Source organism: Chitinophaga nivalis, from assembly GCF_025989125.1.
Taxonomy (GTDB): Bacteria; Bacteroidota; Bacteroidia; order Chitinophagales; family Chitinophagaceae; genus Chitinophaga; species Chitinophaga nivalis.
Genome location: NZ_JAPDNR010000001.1, coordinates 244,247 through 263,157 on the forward strand (window position 1 = coordinate 244,247; position 18,911 = coordinate 263,157).

Sequence of the window (18,911 nt, forward strand, 5' to 3'; positions counted from 1 at the left end):
CAGTTTTAATGACCGGAAGCTCACTGCACATTTATCCTATCACACATGTCGCCAAAGCTACAGTTTAAAGTATTTGCGGCCCGCCTGCTGCGGTATTTCTTTCAGGGATTGCTGATTCTTGCACCGATTGGGATTACGGCACTCACCCTTTATTGGGCATTTGTTACGATCGACAATATCATTCCGAAGGAACTGATTCCTACCAACGCAGCGTTCCGTTTTTTAAAGTATAAAGGAGTGGGCTTTGCCCTGATCATACTGCTGATAGTAGTTGTAGGCTATCTGAGTTCTTCTTTTATCATCGGGCGTATTTTTGATTTGTTTGACCACCTGCTCGAGCGCACCCCGTTTATCAAATACATCTACACTTCCATCAAGGATGTGTTTGATGCTTTTGTAGGAGAGAAAAAGAAATTCGATCACCCTGTATTGGTGCAGGTCTACGGTGTAGACGTATGGGAAATGGGATTTATTACCCAGGCTGATGTCAGCAACTTCGGGCTGGAAGGCTATATGGCCGTATACGTGCCACATGCCTATGCCATCACCGGTAAAGTATTTATGGTACCTAAAGAAAAGGTGAAAGCATTGGAAAATATTTCTGCGGGCGAAGCGATGAAATTTGCTGTCAGCGGAGGTGTTACCAACATCTGACGATACTGGAGAACAGGCATCATTATCCGGATAGTGATGCCTGTTCTCCAGATCCTGTAAATCGTTATCTTCGTTATCCCAAAAATTGAATTGCATGTTAACCCAAACCTGTACACGAAAATTCGTGTGTTTCCTTATTATGTGCTTATGTCATGGATGTGCGTATGGATGGGGCTTTTTTGCCCATCAGCGTATTAACCGGCTGGCGGTATTCTGCCTGCCTCCGGAGATGATGGTGTTGTATAAACCTCACCTGGAATACCTGACTGCACACGCTACCGATCCGGATAAAAGGCGATATGCAGTAGCCGCAGAAGGCGCCCGGCACTACATTGACATCGACCTGCTGGATCAGCCGCCCTACCGCAACATTCCACGCAACTGGCAGGATGCGGTGGCTAAATACACTGCCGACTCCCTGAACCGCAACGGCATACTGCCCTGGCATCTGGAAAAGATGATGGCCCTGCTGACCCGCGCTTTCCGCGACAAAGACCGGCAACATATCCTCCAGCTCTCTGCCGAGATCGGACATTACATCGCTGATGCACATGTACCGTTGCATGCCTGTTCCAATCATAACGGGCAATTCACCGGCCAGCAAGGCATTCACGGGCTATGGGAATCGCGTATTCCGGAGCTGGTGGCAGACCGGGAGTTTGACTACTGGGCCGGCAAAGCAGTTTACCTCCCAACTCCCCGGACTTATTTCTGGCGGATTATTACGGAAAGCGGGCTGGCAGCCGACACCGTACTCACCTGGGAAAAGCGCCTCCATCTGCACTATCCGGCGGGGCAACAGTATGCTTATGAAAACCGGAATGGCAAGTTAGTACGTACTTACGGAGAAGGTTATACGAAAGCGTATTATCTGTCGATGGGAGACATGGTGGAAAGGCGGATGAAAGGCGCCATTGAAGCAGTAGCTGCCTGCTGGTATACCGCATGGGTGAACGCAGGGCAGCCGTCTTTACAGAACCTGACTCATACAATGCTTACTGCCAGCGAGTTACAAGCATTCGAGCAGCTGCAACAACAGTGGATACACGGTAAAATACAGGGCAGAGAGGAGTAATACAGGTAAAATATTTATAGCAATACTTCGTATTTGGAAAAGAAATTTTTATCTTTGCGTCTACTATCTTTTTAACCTGTCCTACACCACACGCGCCTTACTGGTTTTAAAATGCCGTGCCGTTTTTTTTCCGTTTCCTTAGAAAAACCAAAACAAAGTGGAAAGATCAAAAAATGAATTTAATCTGAATCGCAACATGAAGGTGCATAATTTTAACGCAGGTCCTTCTGTATTACCCAACGAGGTATTGTACAAAGCCAGCAAAGCCCTGATCGACTTTGAAGGTTCGGGGATGTCTATACTGGAAATCGGCCATCGGACAGCACCATTTATAGCGGTGATGGAAGAGGCCCGCAGCCTGGTGAGGGAATTGATGCAGCTTGATGACGACTTTGAAGTGCTTTATTTACACGGCGGTGCGACTACACAGTTTATGCAGATTCCTATGAACCTGCTGGAAAACAGTGAGTCGGCAGCTTATGTAGATACCGGTGTTTGGTCCAATAAGGCTATCAAGGAAGCAAAATTGTTTGGTTATACAGATGTAGTGGCCAGCTCCAAAGAAAGCAATTACAACCACATCCCAAAACAGTTCACGATCCCGCCCCAGGCAAGCTATCTCCACATCACTACCAACAACACCATTTATGGTACACAATGGCATATGACCCCTGTCACCGATGTGCCCCTGGTAGCTGATATGAGCAGTGATATCATGAGCCGCAGTATGGACTTCAACAAATACTCGCTGATATATGCAGGCGTACAAAAAAACATGGGCGCCGCCGGCGCTACCATGGTAGCCATACGCAAAAGCATCTTAGGAAAAGTATCCCGCAAAATCCCTTCTATCCTGGATTACAGGAATCATATAGAAAACGGATCCATGCTGAATACCCCTCCTGTTTTTGCCGTATATATTTCGATGCTCACCCTACGCTGGCTGAAAGAACAGGGAGGCATTCCCGCCATTGAAAAAATCAATGACCGGAAAGCCGCTTTGCTGTACGATGAAATTGACCACAATCCACTGTTCCGTGGCACCGTGGTTAAGGAAGACCGCAGCAAAATGAACGCCTGCTTTATCATGGACAAACCCGAAATGGAAGAAGAGTTCCTCAAATTCTGCAAGAAAGAAGACATTGTAGGCATTAAAGGACACCGGCTTTCCGGCGGCTTCCGGGTATCTATGTATAACGCATTGCCCTATGAAAGCGTAGAAGTAATGGTAGAAGCCATGAAATACTTCTCCCTGAAGAAAGCATAACCAGGAAATTATTTAATTACGAATTAACAGTTATACATTTCCGGGAAGATTAAAAACAACTGATCTTCGCGCAAGTGCATAACCGTTAATTCGTATTTTGTAATACTTTATACTATTTTTACCCCACACACATTTTTTTATCATGGCGATTATCAGACCCTTTAAAGGATTAAGGCCCAAAGAAGCATTAGCCGCCCAGGTGGCTGCAAGGCCCTACGACGTGCTCAGCTCAGAAGAAGCAAAAGCCGCTGCATCCGGTAACCCGTATTCATTTTACCATGTTTCCAAATCTGAAATAGATTTACCGGCCGGCATTGATACCCACAGTCAACAGGTATATGACAAAGCTGCCGAAAACCTGCAACAACTGGTAAAAGATGGTATCCTGTTTCAGGATGAACAACCCAGCTACTACATCTATAAACTGGTGATGAACGGCCGCGCACAAACCGGTCTCGTTACCGCTTCCGCCGTAGCCGACTACAACAACGGCATCATTAAAAAACATGAATTCACGCGCCCGGACAAAGAACTGGATCGCATCAATCATATTAAAACCACGCTGGCACAAACCGGTAACGTATTTCTGGCCTATAACGACGTGCCGGAAGTAAACGCCCTGATAGAACGCTGGCAGGAACACAACAAACCGCTGTACGACTTTACCGCGGACGATGATATCCAGCACACCATCTGGGCCATCAACACCCCCGCCGCTGTACAGGAAGTAACTACCCTGTTTGCCGAAAAAGTACCTTGTACCTACATCGCAGACGGTCACCACAGAGCAGCATCTGCCAGCCTGGTACAAAAGGAACTGCAAGCCGCCGGCAAAATCACCTCTGTGGAAAATCCGGCCAACTACTTCCTGACCACCATTTTCCCGGCCAGTCAGTTAGCCATCCTGGACTATAACCGCGTTGTAAAAGACCTCAACGGCCTTAGCAAAGCAGACCTGTTATCCAGACTGGATTACGACTTCACCGTGGAAGAAACCGGCCATCACCCGCTGCAACCTTCCATGCTGCACGAATTCAGCATGTACCTGGAAGGTAGCTGGTATCGCCTGGTGGCCAAAGAAGGCACCTACACCACCGATCCTATCGGCATCCTGGATGTAACCATCCTCTCCAACAATATACTGGACAAACTGCTGGACATCAAAGACCAGCGTACCGATAAAAGAATTGACTTCGTAGGCGGTATCCGTGGCCTGCAGGAACTGGTTAAACGCGTAGACAGCGGCGAAATGAAAGTCGCTTTCGCCCTTTATCCGGTAACCATTCAGCAACTGTTTGATATTGCCGACAGCGGTAATGTAATGCCTCCAAAGAGCACCTGGTTTGAACCTAAGCTCCGCGATGGCCTCCTTACACACGTCATTTAATCATACCCTGTATTCCCTGTTATGCCAGCGGATCCCTTCCTGCAACGGCATAACAGGGAATCTCTTCCTATCTTCCCTCCTTCTTACATAGCTTAATATAACTATATATATCTCTTTACCGCTCCCCCATTTTCAGATTGTTCCGTGGGTAGTTATCTCATTTTCATTACTTTTACAACAAACGACAGACAAAGGGATGCATATGAGGTCTTCTTTATTGAGTATATTTTTTTTCTTAGCAGGAGTTTTATTTTCATCAACGGTAGCCGCTCAGGACGCAAAGGAACTGTATAGTACCGCCAACAACTTTATACGTAATGGCGACTATTCCAATGCCATACTGGTATTAAACCAGGCCTTACAACTGGATCCGGAGAACTTTGAGTATAAGAAACAACTGGGGTTCACCTTCTATCTGAAAGGAGATCTCAATAAAGCCAAGAGCATCATAGAACCACTGCTGAACAGCAAAGAGGCAGATGTACAGGTATTTCAGATTGCCGGGAATATTTACAAAGGCCGGGAAGACTGGAAAACCGCGCAGCGGATGTACGCCCGGGCACTCAAAAAATTCCCGAAAAGCGGCGAACTGTATAACGACAACGGTAACCTGCAGATGAATTTCAAAATGTATGATGCCGCGCTCCGCAGCTGGCTGAAAGGTATTGAAGAAGATCCTGCCTTCCCCGGTAACTACTACAATGCCGTTAAAACCTACGAATACAGCAATGATCCGGTATGGTGCATCCTCTATGGTGAAACCTTCATGAATATGGAAAGCTTCACCACCCGGACCGCCGAAGTACGGAACATCCTGCTGGAAGCCTATAAGAAATTATTCAACGATCCATCTTTATTTGACAGTGTTATTCCGGATGAAAAAAGCAGGAAAAGCAGAAGCGGTAATGACTTCATACAGGCCTACCGCCAAAGTATGGGCAAACAAATCAGCGTGGTTACCGGCGGTATTGATCCCGATGCCCTGCTGATGGTACGTACCCGCTTTATCCTCGACTGGTTTAACTTCTACGGGATGAAATTCCCGGTAGCACTTTTCGATTTTCAACAGCAGCTGCTGCGCGAAGGCATGTTCGAAGCCTATAATCAATGGCTCTTTGGCCCGGCCGCCAACCAGGCCGGTTACAAAGCATGGGTAGCCTTACATAAACAGGAGTATGATGCATTCCTGAAATTCCAACGTAATCATCCCCTGAAACCAAGACCGGATGAATACTATAACGACGGGAGATTTACGCTGGCAAATGCGGGATATTAAATACACAGGTTTTTTTTGATTTACGGATTTAGTGACTTAGCTTCAATGCAATAAGAAATTGCACTGTATTCCCGATCCCGTAAATCTCTGACTTGTAAATCTCAAAATCCAGATATGCTCGTTACTAAACACCAAAACACTATTGACAACGCTGTAAAAGCGAACCACGAAAGAACCTTTTTTTCGCAATATCCGGAGCATCCCAAAGCTTATGGAGAAGACGCGCATGCGAAAGGCCACCAGCGTTATCAACAGCTGCTGGGTAAACCATTCAAACAACTTTTACAAACCGGTGAAACCGGATGGGCAGGAGAAGAAGTCTCTCCCTACACCCAGGAAGTACTGGGCACCACGTATCCTGTTTTTGCCGTAAACGACCTGATTGCCAAAGCTACAACTGCCGGCCACAAATGGGCACAGACATCCGCCGCAGAAAGAGCCGCCGTACTGACGGAAACACTGGACAACATCCAATCATATTTCTTTGATATCGCCAATGCCACCATGCATACTACCGGCCAAAGCTTTATGATGAGTTTCCAGGCATCCGGCCCACACGCCAACGATCGGGCACTGGAAGCCATTGCTGCCGGTTACCACGAATTACAGCGTTATCCTGGTCAGCTCCTGTGGGAAAAACCCATGGGTAAAAGCAGCATCAGATTGCAAAAAACCTACACCGCCGTACCCAAAGGTATTGCTGTAGTTATCGGCTGCTCTACTTTCCCCGTATGGAATACCCTGCCTGGTGTTTACGCAGACCTCATTACCGGCAATCCGGTAATTATAAAACCACACCCGAAAGCTATTCTGCCGATCGCTATTGTAGTAGCGGCCATACAGCAGGTATTACAGGACAACGGCTATGATCCGAACCTGTGCCAGCTGGCGGCAGACAGCTCCGAAAATCTGATTACCAAAACCCTGTGCGAGCATCCGGATGTTCGCCTGATTGACTATACCGGCGGCAGCGCTTTCGGCAACTATGTAGAATCGCTGACCGGCAAAACTGTATTCACCGAAAAAGCAGGGGTCAACTCTGTGATATTGGATAGTGTAAAAGACCTGAATGCAGTGATTCAAAACCTCGCCTTTTCCGTTTGTCTCTATTCCGGACAAATGTGTACGGCCCCGCAGAACTTCTTTATTCCGGAAAGCGGGATCAGCACACCGGAAGGTCAGGTAGGATTCAACGAAGTGGTACAACAGTTCAAAGATGCGATTGTAGCCCTGGTGAGCAATCCTAAAATGGGCGCCGGCACCCTGGGAGCGGTACAGAATGAGGCCACCCTCACCCGCGCCAAAGAAGCCCACCAGCTGGGTGGAAAACTGATTCTGCAGGGATCTCCCGTGATCAACGAAGAATTCAGCAACGCCCGGGTATATGCGCCGACCGTACTGGAAGTAAGCAGCGTAGATACCAATATCTACGAAAAAGAGCTGTTTGGCCCGATCCTGCTGATTATCAAAACCAGAGATACGGATCATTCGATTCAACTGGCCCGGCAGATGGCGCTCAAACACGGAGCCATCACCTGCGGCGCCTACACGACAGATGCGGCCGTAAAAGAAAAAATTACCACAGAGATGAACAGCGTGTTCACCCCTGTTTCCTTTAACCTCACCGGTTTCATCTGGGTAAACCAGCATGCGGCCTTTTCCGACTTCCATGTAACAGGTGGTAATCCGGCTGGTAATGCCAGCTTTACTAACCAGGAATTCATCGTAAAACGATTTGTATGGGTAGGTAACCGGGAATTGGTGGAATAGTTTAACATACTGACAAGCCCCCCCGCACGAAGCGAGGGGAGCTTGTTTTCTAAAGCTTTCTTTTGATTTATGAAAAAAATACTGTGGATCTTTCTCGCGCTATGTTACGGACTGACAGCCTGTGAACAGGCACCTAAAGCAGATAAAGCTACGGTGACCGACGCACAGACCGTTCAAGCCGGCACGGGCAGCGCCTTTCTGCTGGATACAACACTCAGCCATGTGGAATGGGTAGGTACCAAACCTACCGGCAAACACCATGGTACCCTCCAGCTATCCGGCGGCGCCATTTATGTGCAAGACAGCCTCATTACCGGCGGACAGTTTGTTGTGAACATGTATTCCCTTAAAAATACAGACCTCGCGGCCGATACGGCCATGAAAAACAAACTGGAGAATGAACTAAAAGGCGCCATGTTTTTCGATGTAAAAAAATATCCGGCGGCTACATTTGAAATCACCCGCGTTACTCCCCTGCAAGCCATTGCCGGCGAAGAAGTAGCCTTTATAGGCGCTACCCACACCGTTCAGGGCAATCTTACCCTGAAAGCCGTGACCAAAAACATCTCCTTCCCTGCCAGGATCATCCTGCAGGATGATCATATCAATGCACTGGCGAACTTCAATATTGACCGTACCCTTTGGGGGATCAGCTACCGCGCAGACAAATCCCTCCAGGACAAACTGATCAACTCCCAGGTAAACATCGGTTTCAATATTACCGCCAAACGATAAGACTGCTTTCCGTTTTTTTCTGGCCGCAAGCCAGGAAATTATTTTAAATTTAGTACAGCCTCTATCACGAAAAAACTGATACTAAAATGGAAACAAGTCAAGAAAGAGATGAACGACTCTGGCGCATTGCAAAAGCCAGGGCCGGATTCAAATCGCATCTTATTATTTACCTGGTCATAAACCTCGGTTTATGGGCAGTATGGTTCCTGACAGACAGCGACAGATCACATGGTACTCCCTGGCCCGTATGGCCAGCCCTCGGATGGGGAATAGCGCTGGCCTTTCAATATTTCAGCGCCTATCATAAAGACCCCTTCGGAGACGCCGTAAGAGAGTACGAAAAGTTAAAAGAGCAGGAACATACCCGCCTCTAAGCCAAAACAAAATTACAAGCAGCATGATGGACCAACCGCAACGACTATTTGACGTTATTCAACACCAACTGGCAAACTATCCCAAAAAAGATATGCTGGCCAGCAAAGAAAACGGACAATGGAAGCAGTACAGTACACAGGAAGTAGCGGACATCACCCTTAAATTCAGTGCCGGATTACTCAAACTGGGCATAAGGGCTGGTATTACACAGAATGAAGAGAAGGATAAAATAGCCATCATCTCCCCCAACAGACCCGAATGGATCATCACCGACCTGGCCTGTCAGCAACTGGGAGCCGTGCTGACACCTATCTATCCTACGATCAGTGAACATGAACTCGCCTATGTACTGAACGATGCGGCGGCCCGCCTGCTATTTGTAAGCGATAAGGAACTGCTGGAAAAGATACTGGCCATGCGGGATAAATTCCCCACCATCGAGGCCATCTTTACCTTCAACAAAGTGGAAGGCGCCCGGCACTGGACAGAAATCCTGTCTCTCGGCGATACCGCAGACTATCCTAAGATTGAAGCCATCAAAAAAGATATTTCCCCGGAAGAACTGGTAACTATCATCTATACTTCCGGTACCACCGGCACACCGAAAGGCGTTATGCTCAGCCATCACAACATTATGAGCAACGTACTGGCCTGTGTTCCCTATCTGCCGGTAAATAAAGATGCTAAAGCTCTCAGCTTCCTGCCGCTCAATCATATCTTCGAACGAACGGTTACCTATATTTACCTGACTAATGGCATCCCTGTATACTATGCAGAAAGCATGGAAAGCATCGGCGATAACCTGAAAGAGGTAAAACCCACGATATTTACCACCGTTCCCCGTTTACTGGAAAAAGTATACGAAAGGATCATGACCACGGGCCTGGCGCTTACAGGTATCAAACGCGCGCTCTTCTTCTGGGCAGTAGGCCTGGGCAAACAATATGAAATCAATAAAAACCAGGGAGTCTGGTACAACCTGCAGCTAAAGCTGGCCAATAAACTTATATTCAACAAGTGGCGTGCAGCCTTAGGCGGCAATGTACAAACGATTATAAACGGTGCAGCAGCTTGCCAGGTACGGCTGCTCCGCATATTCACCGCTGCCGGCATCCCTATCCTGGAAGGATACGGCCTCACCGAAACCTCCCCTATTATCAGCGTAAACCGGTACAACGAAGAGGAACGTATGTTCGGCACCGTAGGTCCCGTTATCAGCAATGTAGAGGTTAAAATAGCCGAAGACGGCGAAATCCTTTGCAAAGGTCCCAGCGTTACCATCGGCTACTATAAACGGCCTGATCTCACGAAAGAAGCCATTACCGATGGCTGGTTCCATACCGGCGATATCGGGGTAATGATAGACAACAAATTTCTGAAGATAACCGACCGTAAAAAAGAACTCTTCAAGACCTCCGGAGGCAAATTTGTAGCACCACAACCCATTGAAAACAAGTTCAAGGAATCGCCCTATATTGAACAACTCATGGTAGTGGGCGAAGACCGCAAATTCACCGCGGCCCTCATCGTACCGGCTTTCAATAACCTCCGTAACTGGGCGCAGAAAAACGGCATTACCGCCGACACCAATGAAGTGCTGCTGAAAAAGCCGGAAGTCATTGACCTCTATAAGCAGGCCGTAGAAAAATACAACCAGTTCTTTAACCATATTGAACAGGTAAAAAGGTTCGTACTGCTGCCACATGAATGGACCGTAGACGCCGGTGAACTGACGCCTACCATGAAAGTAAAACGGAAGGTGATCCTGGAAAGATACAAAGACCAGATTGCTGGTATTTATACTCCTTCCGGCGGCAAAGTCGATATAGAAAGTCTTTAAAAATAAAATTAAAACCCTTACTTTTGCCACCCGATCCCCGATTTGGGGCAAGGAATTGGTCCCGTAGTTCAATGGATAGAATAGAAGTTTCCTAAACTTTAGATACAGGTTCGATCCCTGTCGGGACTACAACAACGTTTACTCGCCCAGGCTTAGTTTTACTATGCCTGGGCGTTTTTCATTGGTGGCAGCAGGAAGAGAGATAAAGGGAGATAAAGCAGCATTAAGTAAAAATGTCCCCAAAACCGTCCCCATTTTTCCCCAGGAGTTTCCCCAGAAAAATAGATTAGTACTATATTTGACATTAATAATATCGTGCTGCTTTCCCCAAACTGCTTGCTTCTTTGTAACCCTTTCAATCCTATAACTATGGAAGTAAGATTTTATTTAAAAAGGCCCAAAGATGTAGAAAGCACCATTTTTGCAAACATTACTGATGAAGGTGAAACACTACGATATTATCTTTCTGAAAAAATCCCCACATTGTACTGGAATAAGATTAGTCAGCGAGTTATGACAGCCGGGAAAGATTTCCCCGAACATCCGGAATTTAATGCGCGACTTGACTATTTAGATCACACCATTAAAACTACTTATCGCAAATACAGAAATGATCATGATCACCAAATCCCATCTCCTGAACAGCTAAAAGAACTGCTGGATACAGTTACCGGGAAAAAAATAATAGAACGGATTACATTCTTGTCTCATTTTGAAGACTTCAACACCCGGTCAGAAAAAGGGGAACGAATCAATTCTTAACTCTAATTCTTATGGCCGAAGTTCGGGGTGCCTACATGTGACATAATATGACACTAAATGAGGTGTGTTTAAAAACCTTTTACCATCCTGACAAAACCTGAAAAGAAAATGCCGTGGAATAGCCCCAAAGGGGCATAAGACAGTAAAGAGTTTCAGCGTCAATCCACTGAAACTCTTTCCGTTTGAGATGCAAAACAGTGCGCGTTTAAAACGAAATACTTTAGGCTACTCAAATGATACAAATTATATTTTTAATGTAAAAGCAATTCTATTAACCAAGAGATTGGCAAAAACCGGTTAATATGCAGGTACAGCCAATATTGAGTTGACAATTCACAATATCATTAATTTGTATACATTGGAAAGTAGGACAAGTACGAGAACTTCTACCTTTAATAGATTTTATATCGTGTCTACTCAGGCTTCTGCCTAATAATTCAAACTTTTTCATGATTATTTATTTTGAAGGGTTACTTAATAGAAAGCCAGGCTGATGAATTACAGGTAAGCAGTGCGGATAGTGAAGGCCAGCGTAATAAATGCAAATTAGGTTATTCCACTGCTATTAAAGGGTTAATAATATTTTGCACGATACCAGTATAGGGAAGCGTATACTGATATTCATACCAGGCTCATTAATGCCTTCCTAAAACATGATTGGCAAGGTTTACGAAGAATTTTTTACACATAAAACGCACGCGCAAGGGTGAAACAGCATAGAAACTTGAAATTATGTAACATAATATGACACTAAATGAGGGTGTTTTAAAATCTTTTACCATCCTGACAAAACCTGAAAAGAAAATGCCGTGGAATAGTCGCAAAGGGCCATAACAGTAAAGAGTTTCAACGTCAATCCACTGAAACTCTTTTTCGTTTGAGATGCAAAACAGTGCGCGTTTAAAACGAAATACTTTAGGCTACTCAAATGATACAAATTATATTTTTAATGTAAAAGCAGTTCTATTAACCAAGAGATTGGCAAAAACCGGTTAATATACAGGTACAGCCAATATTGAGTTGACAATTCACAATATCATTAATTTGTATACATTGGAAAGTAGGACAAGTACGAGAACTTCTACCTTTAATAGATTTTATATCGTGTCTACTCAGGCTTCTGCCTAATAATTCAAACTTTTTCATGATTATTTATTCTGAAGGGTTACTTAATAGAAAGCCAGGCTGATGAATTACAGATAAATAGTGCGGATACTAAGGGCCAACGGAATTAATTAAAATTAGTTAATGCTATTGCGATAAACTTACCCAGTCATCTCTTTTTTTTTCCATAACAGTTATCAGCATAACAGAAGATTAATTCCACACGCCCTAATGATTTCGGCTTACCTATATAAAAACAACAGCCGAAAATATAAGTGTTACTTCTATTTCCGGCTGAAAATTTGTGTCTTAATAATAATCACTTCGGACAACAAGACGCATGCTGTAACACGCAGCAATTAACATAATTTAGAGCATTACAAAAAATGCATAAACTGGTTGACACGGTACCAATCCCACCTTTTACTATTTTCAGTTCTTCCCTACAAAGAGATTTACCAAAAGTCTTTTTCGCTTTCATGGTTTAATGATTTTGAATGCTGTTTAATAGTAAAGCCTGGGCTAATGAATTACAGGTAAGTAGTACGGAAAGTGAAGGCCAGTGTAGTAAATACAAATTAGGCTATGCTGCCGCTATTGAATGGCATCCCATATCATATCAGCAATTTTCTGTAATCTTTCTGTAAAAGTTCATCATCACTGCAAAAATCATATAACATCTTATAACACTAAATAGCTTTAAAAGCTACAAACCAATGTAGCACAGATAAAATGCGTAAAAAAGGTATCATAAGATAATATATAAATCCGGCTGCGTAAGGAATCAAGCAATGATTACCCCCACATTCCTTAATGATTACGGTTTGTTTAAAACTCAACTACATGGCAATACCAGGCAGTTACCCTACTACATACGACCAAAGAAAAAGTAGGTTATAAAATCCTCATGCCTGAACCCTCGTAGCCAGGTGCCTGCCGGTATTATCAATTAGGTCTTTATTCGAAATACAGATTGCAAATAAGTGATATTTTTTTACTCACAAAATGCGGCAGTATGATCTCATATATTTAGACAATCATCAAATCCCTAAAATTATGAAGAAAGTTAACCTATTATCTCTGTCTGTTGCCATGGCCCTACTCATAGGAGTCTTTGGTTGTAAAAAATCAAGTGATTTATCATTAGATACTGACCAGAATAACCCACCCGTTGAACAGTCAAAGAGCATATTTGATCAAAAGATAAATACTGAGAATATACCGGTTACCCAAACTGATACTTCTGTAAATTTATTTCAACAAGGGGAGGCTTTTTTCCAATTCAATGGAATGACCAGGTTTCCAAATTTTTTAAAGATATGGTTTAGCGTAGGCAATAATCTAACTGTTCACACTTCAAACCTGTCTAAACCAGGAGCAGTGAATTGGGTTTATACGCAAAAAAGTTCCAGCTCCTATAGTCCGGATCGCGCAGTTGTTGAAGGAGAACTGACAGAAACATTTGCTGGCAGTTATAAAATATATTACACAGTTAGAATTATAATAACATTGTATCCAGTTCACCAGCAGGCAAGAGCTGAGTTAACGATATCAAAAAAAATGATTTAATAAAACTAAAACCGGTTAAATCCGGTTTTTTTTATGGCAATAAATTTCGTTTGGTATCAATAGTTCAAATAGTGCTGAAAACTGTGTGAAATTGTACTTGTACCATGAACAGTTACCCCACATGTGAAATACACCTCTTTAAAGGCCTATCCTTAGATCCATATACAACATACTTGCCCTGTCGGACAGATCGCAGGAAATTGTGCTGTTTGTGGGCAATTATTCAAACATTCTCCTCCTAATAATTTGCATAGTTGAAGTTCAAAATGAACTCCTCCTTTAATTTTACCCAAGGTATTTCTACTCAGGATCTTCCCAAACAATTGAACATTTTTCATGATGCAGTATTTTGAGTGTTATTAAATAGAAAAGCCAGGCTGATGGATTACAGGTAGACAATGCGGATAGTAAAGACTAATTGAATAAACACAAGTTAAGCTATGCTACTGCTATTAACGTATCTAAAGCGGATTAAAAATGGCAGACAAATTCAGCCATGAGGACAATATAAATGAAGTAAGGACCGCTGCTGCTCAAAGATTCCCGCACCTTTTTATCTTTATATTGAAATACAACTTACAAATACAACAATCACCATTATTCCATTCATTTATCCACCCTCCTCAAACCTAAAACCATGAAAAAGCTGTTATTGGTTATTGCATTCCTATTTACGGTACAACTGCTTACAGCAGACGCCATTCCACCAGTAAAGAACAATACCACCATAAAGTATGCTAACACCCCATCTGGCATAAAGACCAAACCCTTGGCAACCATAGCCGCTCGTTGTTACCTTACCTCATTTCTTGGCATCAGAACAACCACTTGTTTAGCGAATGTCGCTATTGGAGATCTTGACATTATCAATGAAAATGGATTCATTATTGCCAACGTGCCCTGTCCTTCGTCTATCGCTAATATTTCAGTTGCCGTAGGTGATAAAATAGCACAAAGACTTACGTTGCTATCTTCTATTGAGGTGACCAGTGCTATCCACACCATTACGCAGGCGGATATAAACAACGGATATGTTGAATTGGATATATTATAGGTAGCATCATAGCAGGCAAATCATCCAGCATTATAAATTACTGCGGGTATTCTTTTCATTAGGAATACTCTCAGAAATAGCAGGCACTACAAAGTACAAGTGGAAATAAGTAAAGATTGGAATGGACAATGATAAAGTAAGAAAAGAAGCTTATTTTTTGTAAATTGTGAGACACAATGACCTTTAAGATGATAGACTACAGAGAATATATAGAATCAGATATTAATATAATGCTCGGAAAACCAATTATTAAGGGTACTCGTATTACTGTAGCATTAGTTTTACAAAGATTATCCGAAGGAGCAACTCCTTCCGACCTGCTAACAGCTTACCCCTCATTAACACCTGCTGCAATAAATGCAGTATTGGCTTATGCATCTGATGTGATCGCAAATGAAAGTATTATAGCAGTTGCATGATATTAGCTGACGAAAACATACATACCTATATTGTCAAATCACTGCGAGATGCAGGCTTTGAGGTTACTTCTGTAACTGAATTAAACAAAGGGATTAAAGATGAAAAAGTGATTGAATGGGCTTTGAAAAATGATTATTTACTACTGACAGAAGATAAAGACTTTGGAGAATGGGTATTTGCACACCATATAAAAAACCTTAGTGTTCTTTTTCTCCGATATGCTTTCTATGAATATAAGGAAATAACTCAAGCAGTTATACATCTATTGAAAACACAACCACTAAAACGTCCTGTATTCGTAACGCTTACACCTAAAAAGATTCGTATCAGACAGCTATAATTACTGCTAATATCAAGACAGTAATATTAGTGGCAACTATTCTACTACACCTGCCAATCAAATTACTACACATCACGACAACAAACAGCTTTCCTTTATCATCATCGTTTCAATTAATTAATAAAAGGGATGTAAAGATTATTCCTTACATCCCTTTTATTAATTAATTATTACAAGGCGGATACGGATTGCTCACCGTTGCCTCAGTTACACAAACTTTTTTATTCGCATCAAAGGCCATACCGGCAGCGCAGGTATAATCTCTCCGTTGAAAGGTACCATCTGCCATTCTTATACAAAAAATGTAGGCATGGCAATTGTCCGGGTTAGCATATCTGCCACTCGCCGCACAAACAAATACTGACATGGGTGTAGTTACTGCTGCCGGAGCTTTTACAGCCGATGATGCCTCCAAAGATCCGCTGCCAATAGCATTAGATGTAACTGTCAGGAATACCGGTTCATGGGTGATGGGAGGTGTAGTGGACATCGTTTGCGCATTCAGGATAGCAGGTACCGCAAACAGGAATAAAACGAGCATCGACTTGATGTACTTCATAAGTGTGTTACATTATAGGTTAATAAATAGAACGCCAGCGTATAGTTGGTAAATTAAACCTTCTCACTGCTGTAATGCCGCAGCGTATTTTTTAGTCAAAGAATATTTCCCACAGCAGCATCTCCCGTATCTATCTCCCCTGCTTCATTTCCTTCATATGCTGTAAAGTGGAAATGAAGGAACGACTAACGGTGCTTATTATACGCAGATATAAAATCATCATCTGCATATAATGCTCTTATTACTGCTCCGATCAGATACATCCACGACTATCAATAACAGTTATTGATAGCCGTGGATGTATTAAAGTGAAAGTAGTTTTATTTATTCCCTGTTACAGTAGCCGGATCTGTTGCCGTTGCAGTACCACCGGGCGTACATGGATTAACAATAACTTTTACCGGCCTTCTTACCGGATACTCGCATTCAAATCCGGCGGAAACGTAATACACCGTTGTCACCGCCGGACTAACTTCATAATAGTCACCGGTATACAGTAGCGTTCCTCCTGTCGGTGCTGTATACCAACGGAAAACAGTAAATGTTTCCTGGGGAATAAATGCATGTAGCGTAACACTTTCTTTCTTACAGATCTTCACCGAATCGGCTCCTACACTGGGATAACTGGCATGCCCACCTATGGTAAAAGTTTTACGTACACTGTCTGACCGGCAACCACTCACCGGATCTACGGCCTGTACATATACACGGGTTTGCGCAGGCACATAAAATACCAACGGAGGAATATCAATGGTATTGCGGTTCAAGACAGTATATGCCGTATCAAATGGTTTACCGGAAAAGTAATCTGCTGCTACTTTTACCCGATAATTGAATCCTGTCTGGTGATTAGTAATGGTCAACCGGGGTGGATTACATAGGAAACCTTGCGAAACATTGTATATAGGATCCGGTAACTTACGTACCAGTACCTTCACCGGGAGGCGATCCGCATTATCGCACGCAAAACTAATGATAGCATAGTACGTGGTGGTAACAGCCGGGCTCACCTTATAGTAAGCTCCGGTAAACAGCAGCTTACCACCCACCGGCGCATCATACCACTTGATGATAGCTACCGTATTGTTGGGCATAAATGCATGCAGGGTAACACTGTCTCCTTTACAGATAGATACGCTGTCAGCATCTGTCTCTATCAACTCACCATGCCCTCCGATCATCAAAGAGGCTGATACACTATCAGACTTACAACCGGTAATGGCATTGACAGCCTGCACGGTGATCCCCGCCTGTACATGTGTGGGATAATTAATATCCCGTACTACAAACTGATCTTTGTTTCTGACGGTATAGGCCGTATCATAAACAGTTCCTTTTATCGCCACATATTTGATACGGACGTTATAGTTAATGTCTGTCCGATGATTCTCTACACGTACGGATACATCTCCACACAAGGTTTCGGAAGGTACGTTGTAAACAGGATTTGCCGGTTTGGGATGAACGGTTACCTTAACAGGCGTACGTTGGCTGATACATGTTCCCAATACCGCCTCTACATAATAGGTAGTGGTAACCGCAGGAGTGACCGTAAGCATATAGGTATTCGGCGCCGCCGTCAGTAAATTTCCGCCTGTAGCACGATCATACCAACGATAGGTCGTACCCGGGACACGTAAGGGTGACAGCCTTGCGGATCCACCGATACATATCGCCGTATCGCTGGCCGGTATGGTAGCAGGCCCCGGCAATCCATCCGTGTGATAGGCATAATATACCCGAAAACTACCCAATAAAGCTGCCACGCCCGCATTATAGGTAATCTTTACCCTGTCGAATGGCCGCGTAGGCTGAAACAACAGCAAGGCCTGGGTATTATCCGGCAGGATACGTATTTGTGTAGCAGCAGGCGATACCGAATCATTATTTGGGGTATAGGCGTTATAGGTACGCACAGTAATATTTTTGAAGGCATCCGTATTTAAGGCGTAACTGCTACCTACTTTTATAATCAGCGAATCGCACCCGGATCCGCTGGTAGTGGGAAAGATAAGCGTCTGCGACAGACTGGCGCCTAACAGTTCCACCGGCGCATTAAAGGAGGAATAATTCGTCAGATCACTATCCACTGCATATTCGGGATTGCTAATACTGCACAATAAACAAACGCCGGTCACGGCATTCACCTGTTTATTGGCATAGATCGCCTGTCCATAGCTATTTGAGACAAACAGTAAAAAAGCAGCACATAGGGCCGTCACTGGGCACAGCAACGATTCAGGTAAATACAACCATGTTTTCATAAGGTAAAATTTAATGCATTACGCAATGCAGCAGGGGTTACAAAATAGTATTGGTATATGGCTAAGTTGATGGGAACAAACCGGGCTAACATCCTAAAAATAAGGCATTCCAACGTTACTATTTTTCATGCCAACAGGGTACTGAAATGATGCAGCGCGGCTGCATTATAACCAATAATAAGATTATCTGCCGGTAAGTAAATCGGGAACAATTTCACTTATTTATGAGCAGTATCAAACAGTTTTCATACCCAATCTACCTCTCAAAAGAATATTGCTCCACCATGCAATCTGTCAAAATAATTTATATCTGGCAGTTGACCTTCCAAACCGCCCATACCCACGCTATGTTTAATTATAACAGTAGTAACAACCATCGGGTCTATGTGTTTCCTGATTAAATACATTCCTGCTATATCTTCATTAAATATAGATATCCTACGGGGAAAAAGCAGCCCTA

Annotated in this window: 16 protein-coding genes and 1 tRNA gene; 15 read left to right on the forward strand and 2 right to left on the reverse strand. The window is 43.7% G+C overall.

The features are described from left to right. Positions 1-45 precede the first annotated feature (45 nt). From OL444_RS00955 to OL444_RS01025, 15 genes are all read left to right on the forward strand, one after another. Complete coding sequence (locus tag OL444_RS00955; protein ID WP_264735121.1) at positions 46-654, forward strand: DUF502 domain-containing protein; 609 nt, start codon at positions 46-48, stop codon at positions 652-654. A gap of 94 nt (positions 655-748) precedes the next feature. Next, on the forward strand, positions 749-1,729 hold the full coding sequence (locus OL444_RS00960) for a zinc dependent phospholipase C family protein (protein WP_264751999.1): 981 nt from the start codon (positions 749-751) through the stop codon (positions 1,727-1,729). A 157-nt stretch (positions 1,730-1,886) separates the two neighbouring features. Next, positions 1,887-2,996 carry a 3-phosphoserine/phosphohydroxythreonine transaminase gene (serC, locus tag OL444_RS00965; protein WP_264735119.1) on the forward strand — a complete coding sequence of 370 codons (1,110 nt, stop codon included), beginning with the start codon at positions 1,887-1,889 and terminating at the stop codon, positions 2,994-2,996. A gap of 142 nt (positions 2,997-3,138) precedes the next feature. Continuing rightward, the gene (locus tag OL444_RS00970; RefSeq protein WP_264735118.1) at positions 3,139-4,383 is read left to right on the forward strand and encodes a DUF1015 domain-containing protein; all 1,245 of its coding nucleotides are present in this window, start codon (positions 3,139-3,141) and stop codon (positions 4,381-4,383) included. A 202-nt stretch (positions 4,384-4,585) separates the two neighbouring features. Further along, positions 4,586-5,659 (forward strand): tetratricopeptide repeat protein, encoded by a 1,074-nt coding sequence (locus OL444_RS00975; RefSeq protein ID WP_264735117.1) that lies wholly within the window; start codon positions 4,586-4,588, stop codon positions 5,657-5,659. Positions 5,660-5,773: 114 nt separating this feature from the next. Continuing rightward, on the forward strand, positions 5,774-7,429 hold the full coding sequence (gene paaN, locus OL444_RS00980) for a phenylacetic acid degradation protein PaaN (RefSeq protein WP_264735116.1): 1,656 nt from the start codon (positions 5,774-5,776) through the stop codon (positions 7,427-7,429). Between the two features lie 69 nt (positions 7,430-7,498). Beyond that, on the forward strand, positions 7,499-8,164 hold the full coding sequence (locus OL444_RS00985; protein WP_264735115.1) for a YceI family protein: 666 nt from the start codon (positions 7,499-7,501) through the stop codon (positions 8,162-8,164). An 86-nt stretch (positions 8,165-8,250) separates the two neighbouring features. Further along, entirely contained in the window at positions 8,251-8,538 is a 288-nt protein-coding gene (locus OL444_RS00990; RefSeq protein ID WP_264735114.1) for a 2TM domain-containing protein, read from the forward strand. A gap of 23 nt (positions 8,539-8,561) precedes the next feature. Continuing rightward, positions 8,562-10,379 (forward strand): AMP-dependent synthetase/ligase, encoded by a 1,818-nt coding sequence (locus OL444_RS00995; RefSeq protein ID WP_264735113.1) that lies wholly within the window; start codon positions 8,562-8,564, stop codon positions 10,377-10,379. 57 nt (positions 10,380-10,436) lie between these two features. Continuing rightward, positions 10,437-10,508: transfer RNA gene (locus tag OL444_RS01000), tRNA-Arg, on the forward strand. 240 nt (positions 10,509-10,748) lie between these two features. Beyond that, positions 10,749-11,141: a hypothetical protein gene (locus OL444_RS01005; protein ID WP_264735112.1), complete on the forward strand. Its 393-nt coding sequence runs from the start codon at positions 10,749-10,751 to the stop codon at positions 11,139-11,141. Between the two features lie 2,160 nt (positions 11,142-13,301). Then, positions 13,302-13,814 carry a hypothetical protein gene (locus tag OL444_RS01010; protein ID WP_264735111.1) on the forward strand — a complete coding sequence of 171 codons (513 nt, stop codon included), beginning with the start codon at positions 13,302-13,304 and terminating at the stop codon, positions 13,812-13,814. A gap of 637 nt (positions 13,815-14,451) precedes the next feature. Continuing rightward, positions 14,452-14,868 carry a hypothetical protein gene (locus OL444_RS01015; RefSeq protein WP_264735110.1) on the forward strand — a complete coding sequence of 139 codons (417 nt, stop codon included), beginning with the start codon at positions 14,452-14,454 and terminating at the stop codon, positions 14,866-14,868. Between the two features lie 176 nt (positions 14,869-15,044). Beyond that, positions 15,045-15,287 (forward strand): DUF433 domain-containing protein, encoded by a 243-nt coding sequence (locus OL444_RS01020; RefSeq protein ID WP_264735109.1) that lies wholly within the window; start codon positions 15,045-15,047, stop codon positions 15,285-15,287. After that, a complete protein-coding gene (locus OL444_RS01025) occupies positions 15,284-15,628 on the forward strand; it encodes a DUF5615 family PIN-like protein (RefSeq protein ID WP_264735108.1) in 345 nt (114 codons plus the stop codon). The genes OL444_RS01020 and OL444_RS01025 overlap by 4 nt, the downstream gene beginning before the upstream one ends. Before the next feature lie 163 nt (positions 15,629-15,791). Here OL444_RS01025 and OL444_RS01030 read toward each other — a convergent pair whose 3' ends face one another. Together OL444_RS01030 and OL444_RS01035 are read right to left on the reverse strand one after the other, a co-directional pair. Further along, a complete protein-coding gene (locus tag OL444_RS01030) occupies positions 15,792-16,187 on the reverse strand; it encodes a carbohydrate-binding module family 14 protein (RefSeq protein WP_264735107.1) in 396 nt (131 codons plus the stop codon). A 320-nt stretch (positions 16,188-16,507) separates the two neighbouring features. Next, positions 16,508-18,451 (reverse strand): immunoglobulin domain-containing protein, encoded by a 1,944-nt coding sequence (locus OL444_RS01035; protein WP_264735106.1) that lies wholly within the window; start codon positions 18,449-18,451, stop codon positions 16,508-16,510. Positions 18,452-18,911: the final 460 nt, after the last annotated feature.

Coding starts and splice junctions, on each gene's coding strand:
- OL444_RS00955 (WP_264735121.1), top strand. CDS start 46: ATGTCGCCAAAGCTACAGTTTAAAGTATTTGCGGCCCGCCTGCTGCGG.
- OL444_RS00960 (WP_264751999.1), top strand. CDS start 749: ATGTTAACCCAAACCTGTACACGAAAATTCGTGTGTTTCCTTATTATG.
- OL444_RS00970 (WP_264735118.1), top strand. CDS start 3,139: ATGGCGATTATCAGACCCTTTAAAGGATTAAGGCCCAAAGAAGCATTA.
- OL444_RS00975 (WP_264735117.1), top strand. CDS start 4,586: ATGAGGTCTTCTTTATTGAGTATATTTTTTTTCTTAGCAGGAGTTTTA.
- paaN (WP_264735116.1), top strand. CDS start 5,774: ATGCTCGTTACTAAACACCAAAACACTATTGACAACGCTGTAAAAGCG.
- OL444_RS00985 (WP_264735115.1), top strand. CDS start 7,499: ATGAAAAAAATACTGTGGATCTTTCTCGCGCTATGTTACGGACTGACA.
- OL444_RS00990 (WP_264735114.1), top strand. CDS start 8,251: ATGGAAACAAGTCAAGAAAGAGATGAACGACTCTGGCGCATTGCAAAA.
- OL444_RS00995 (WP_264735113.1), top strand. CDS start 8,562: ATGATGGACCAACCGCAACGACTATTTGACGTTATTCAACACCAACTG.
- OL444_RS01005 (WP_264735112.1), top strand. CDS start 10,749: ATGGAAGTAAGATTTTATTTAAAAAGGCCCAAAGATGTAGAAAGCACC.
- OL444_RS01010 (WP_264735111.1), top strand. CDS start 13,302: ATGAAGAAAGTTAACCTATTATCTCTGTCTGTTGCCATGGCCCTACTC.
- OL444_RS01015 (WP_264735110.1), top strand. CDS start 14,452: ATGAAAAAGCTGTTATTGGTTATTGCATTCCTATTTACGGTACAACTG.
- OL444_RS01020 (WP_264735109.1), top strand. CDS start 15,045: ATGACCTTTAAGATGATAGACTACAGAGAATATATAGAATCAGATATT.
- OL444_RS01025 (WP_264735108.1), top strand. CDS start 15,284: ATGATATTAGCTGACGAAAACATACATACCTATATTGTCAAATCACTG.
- OL444_RS01030 (WP_264735107.1), bottom strand. CDS start 16,187: ATGAAGTACATCAAGTCGATGCTCGTTTTATTCCTGTTTGCGGTACCT.
- OL444_RS01035 (WP_264735106.1), bottom strand. CDS start 18,451: ATGAAAACATGGTTGTATTTACCTGAATCGTTGCTGTGCCCAGTGACG.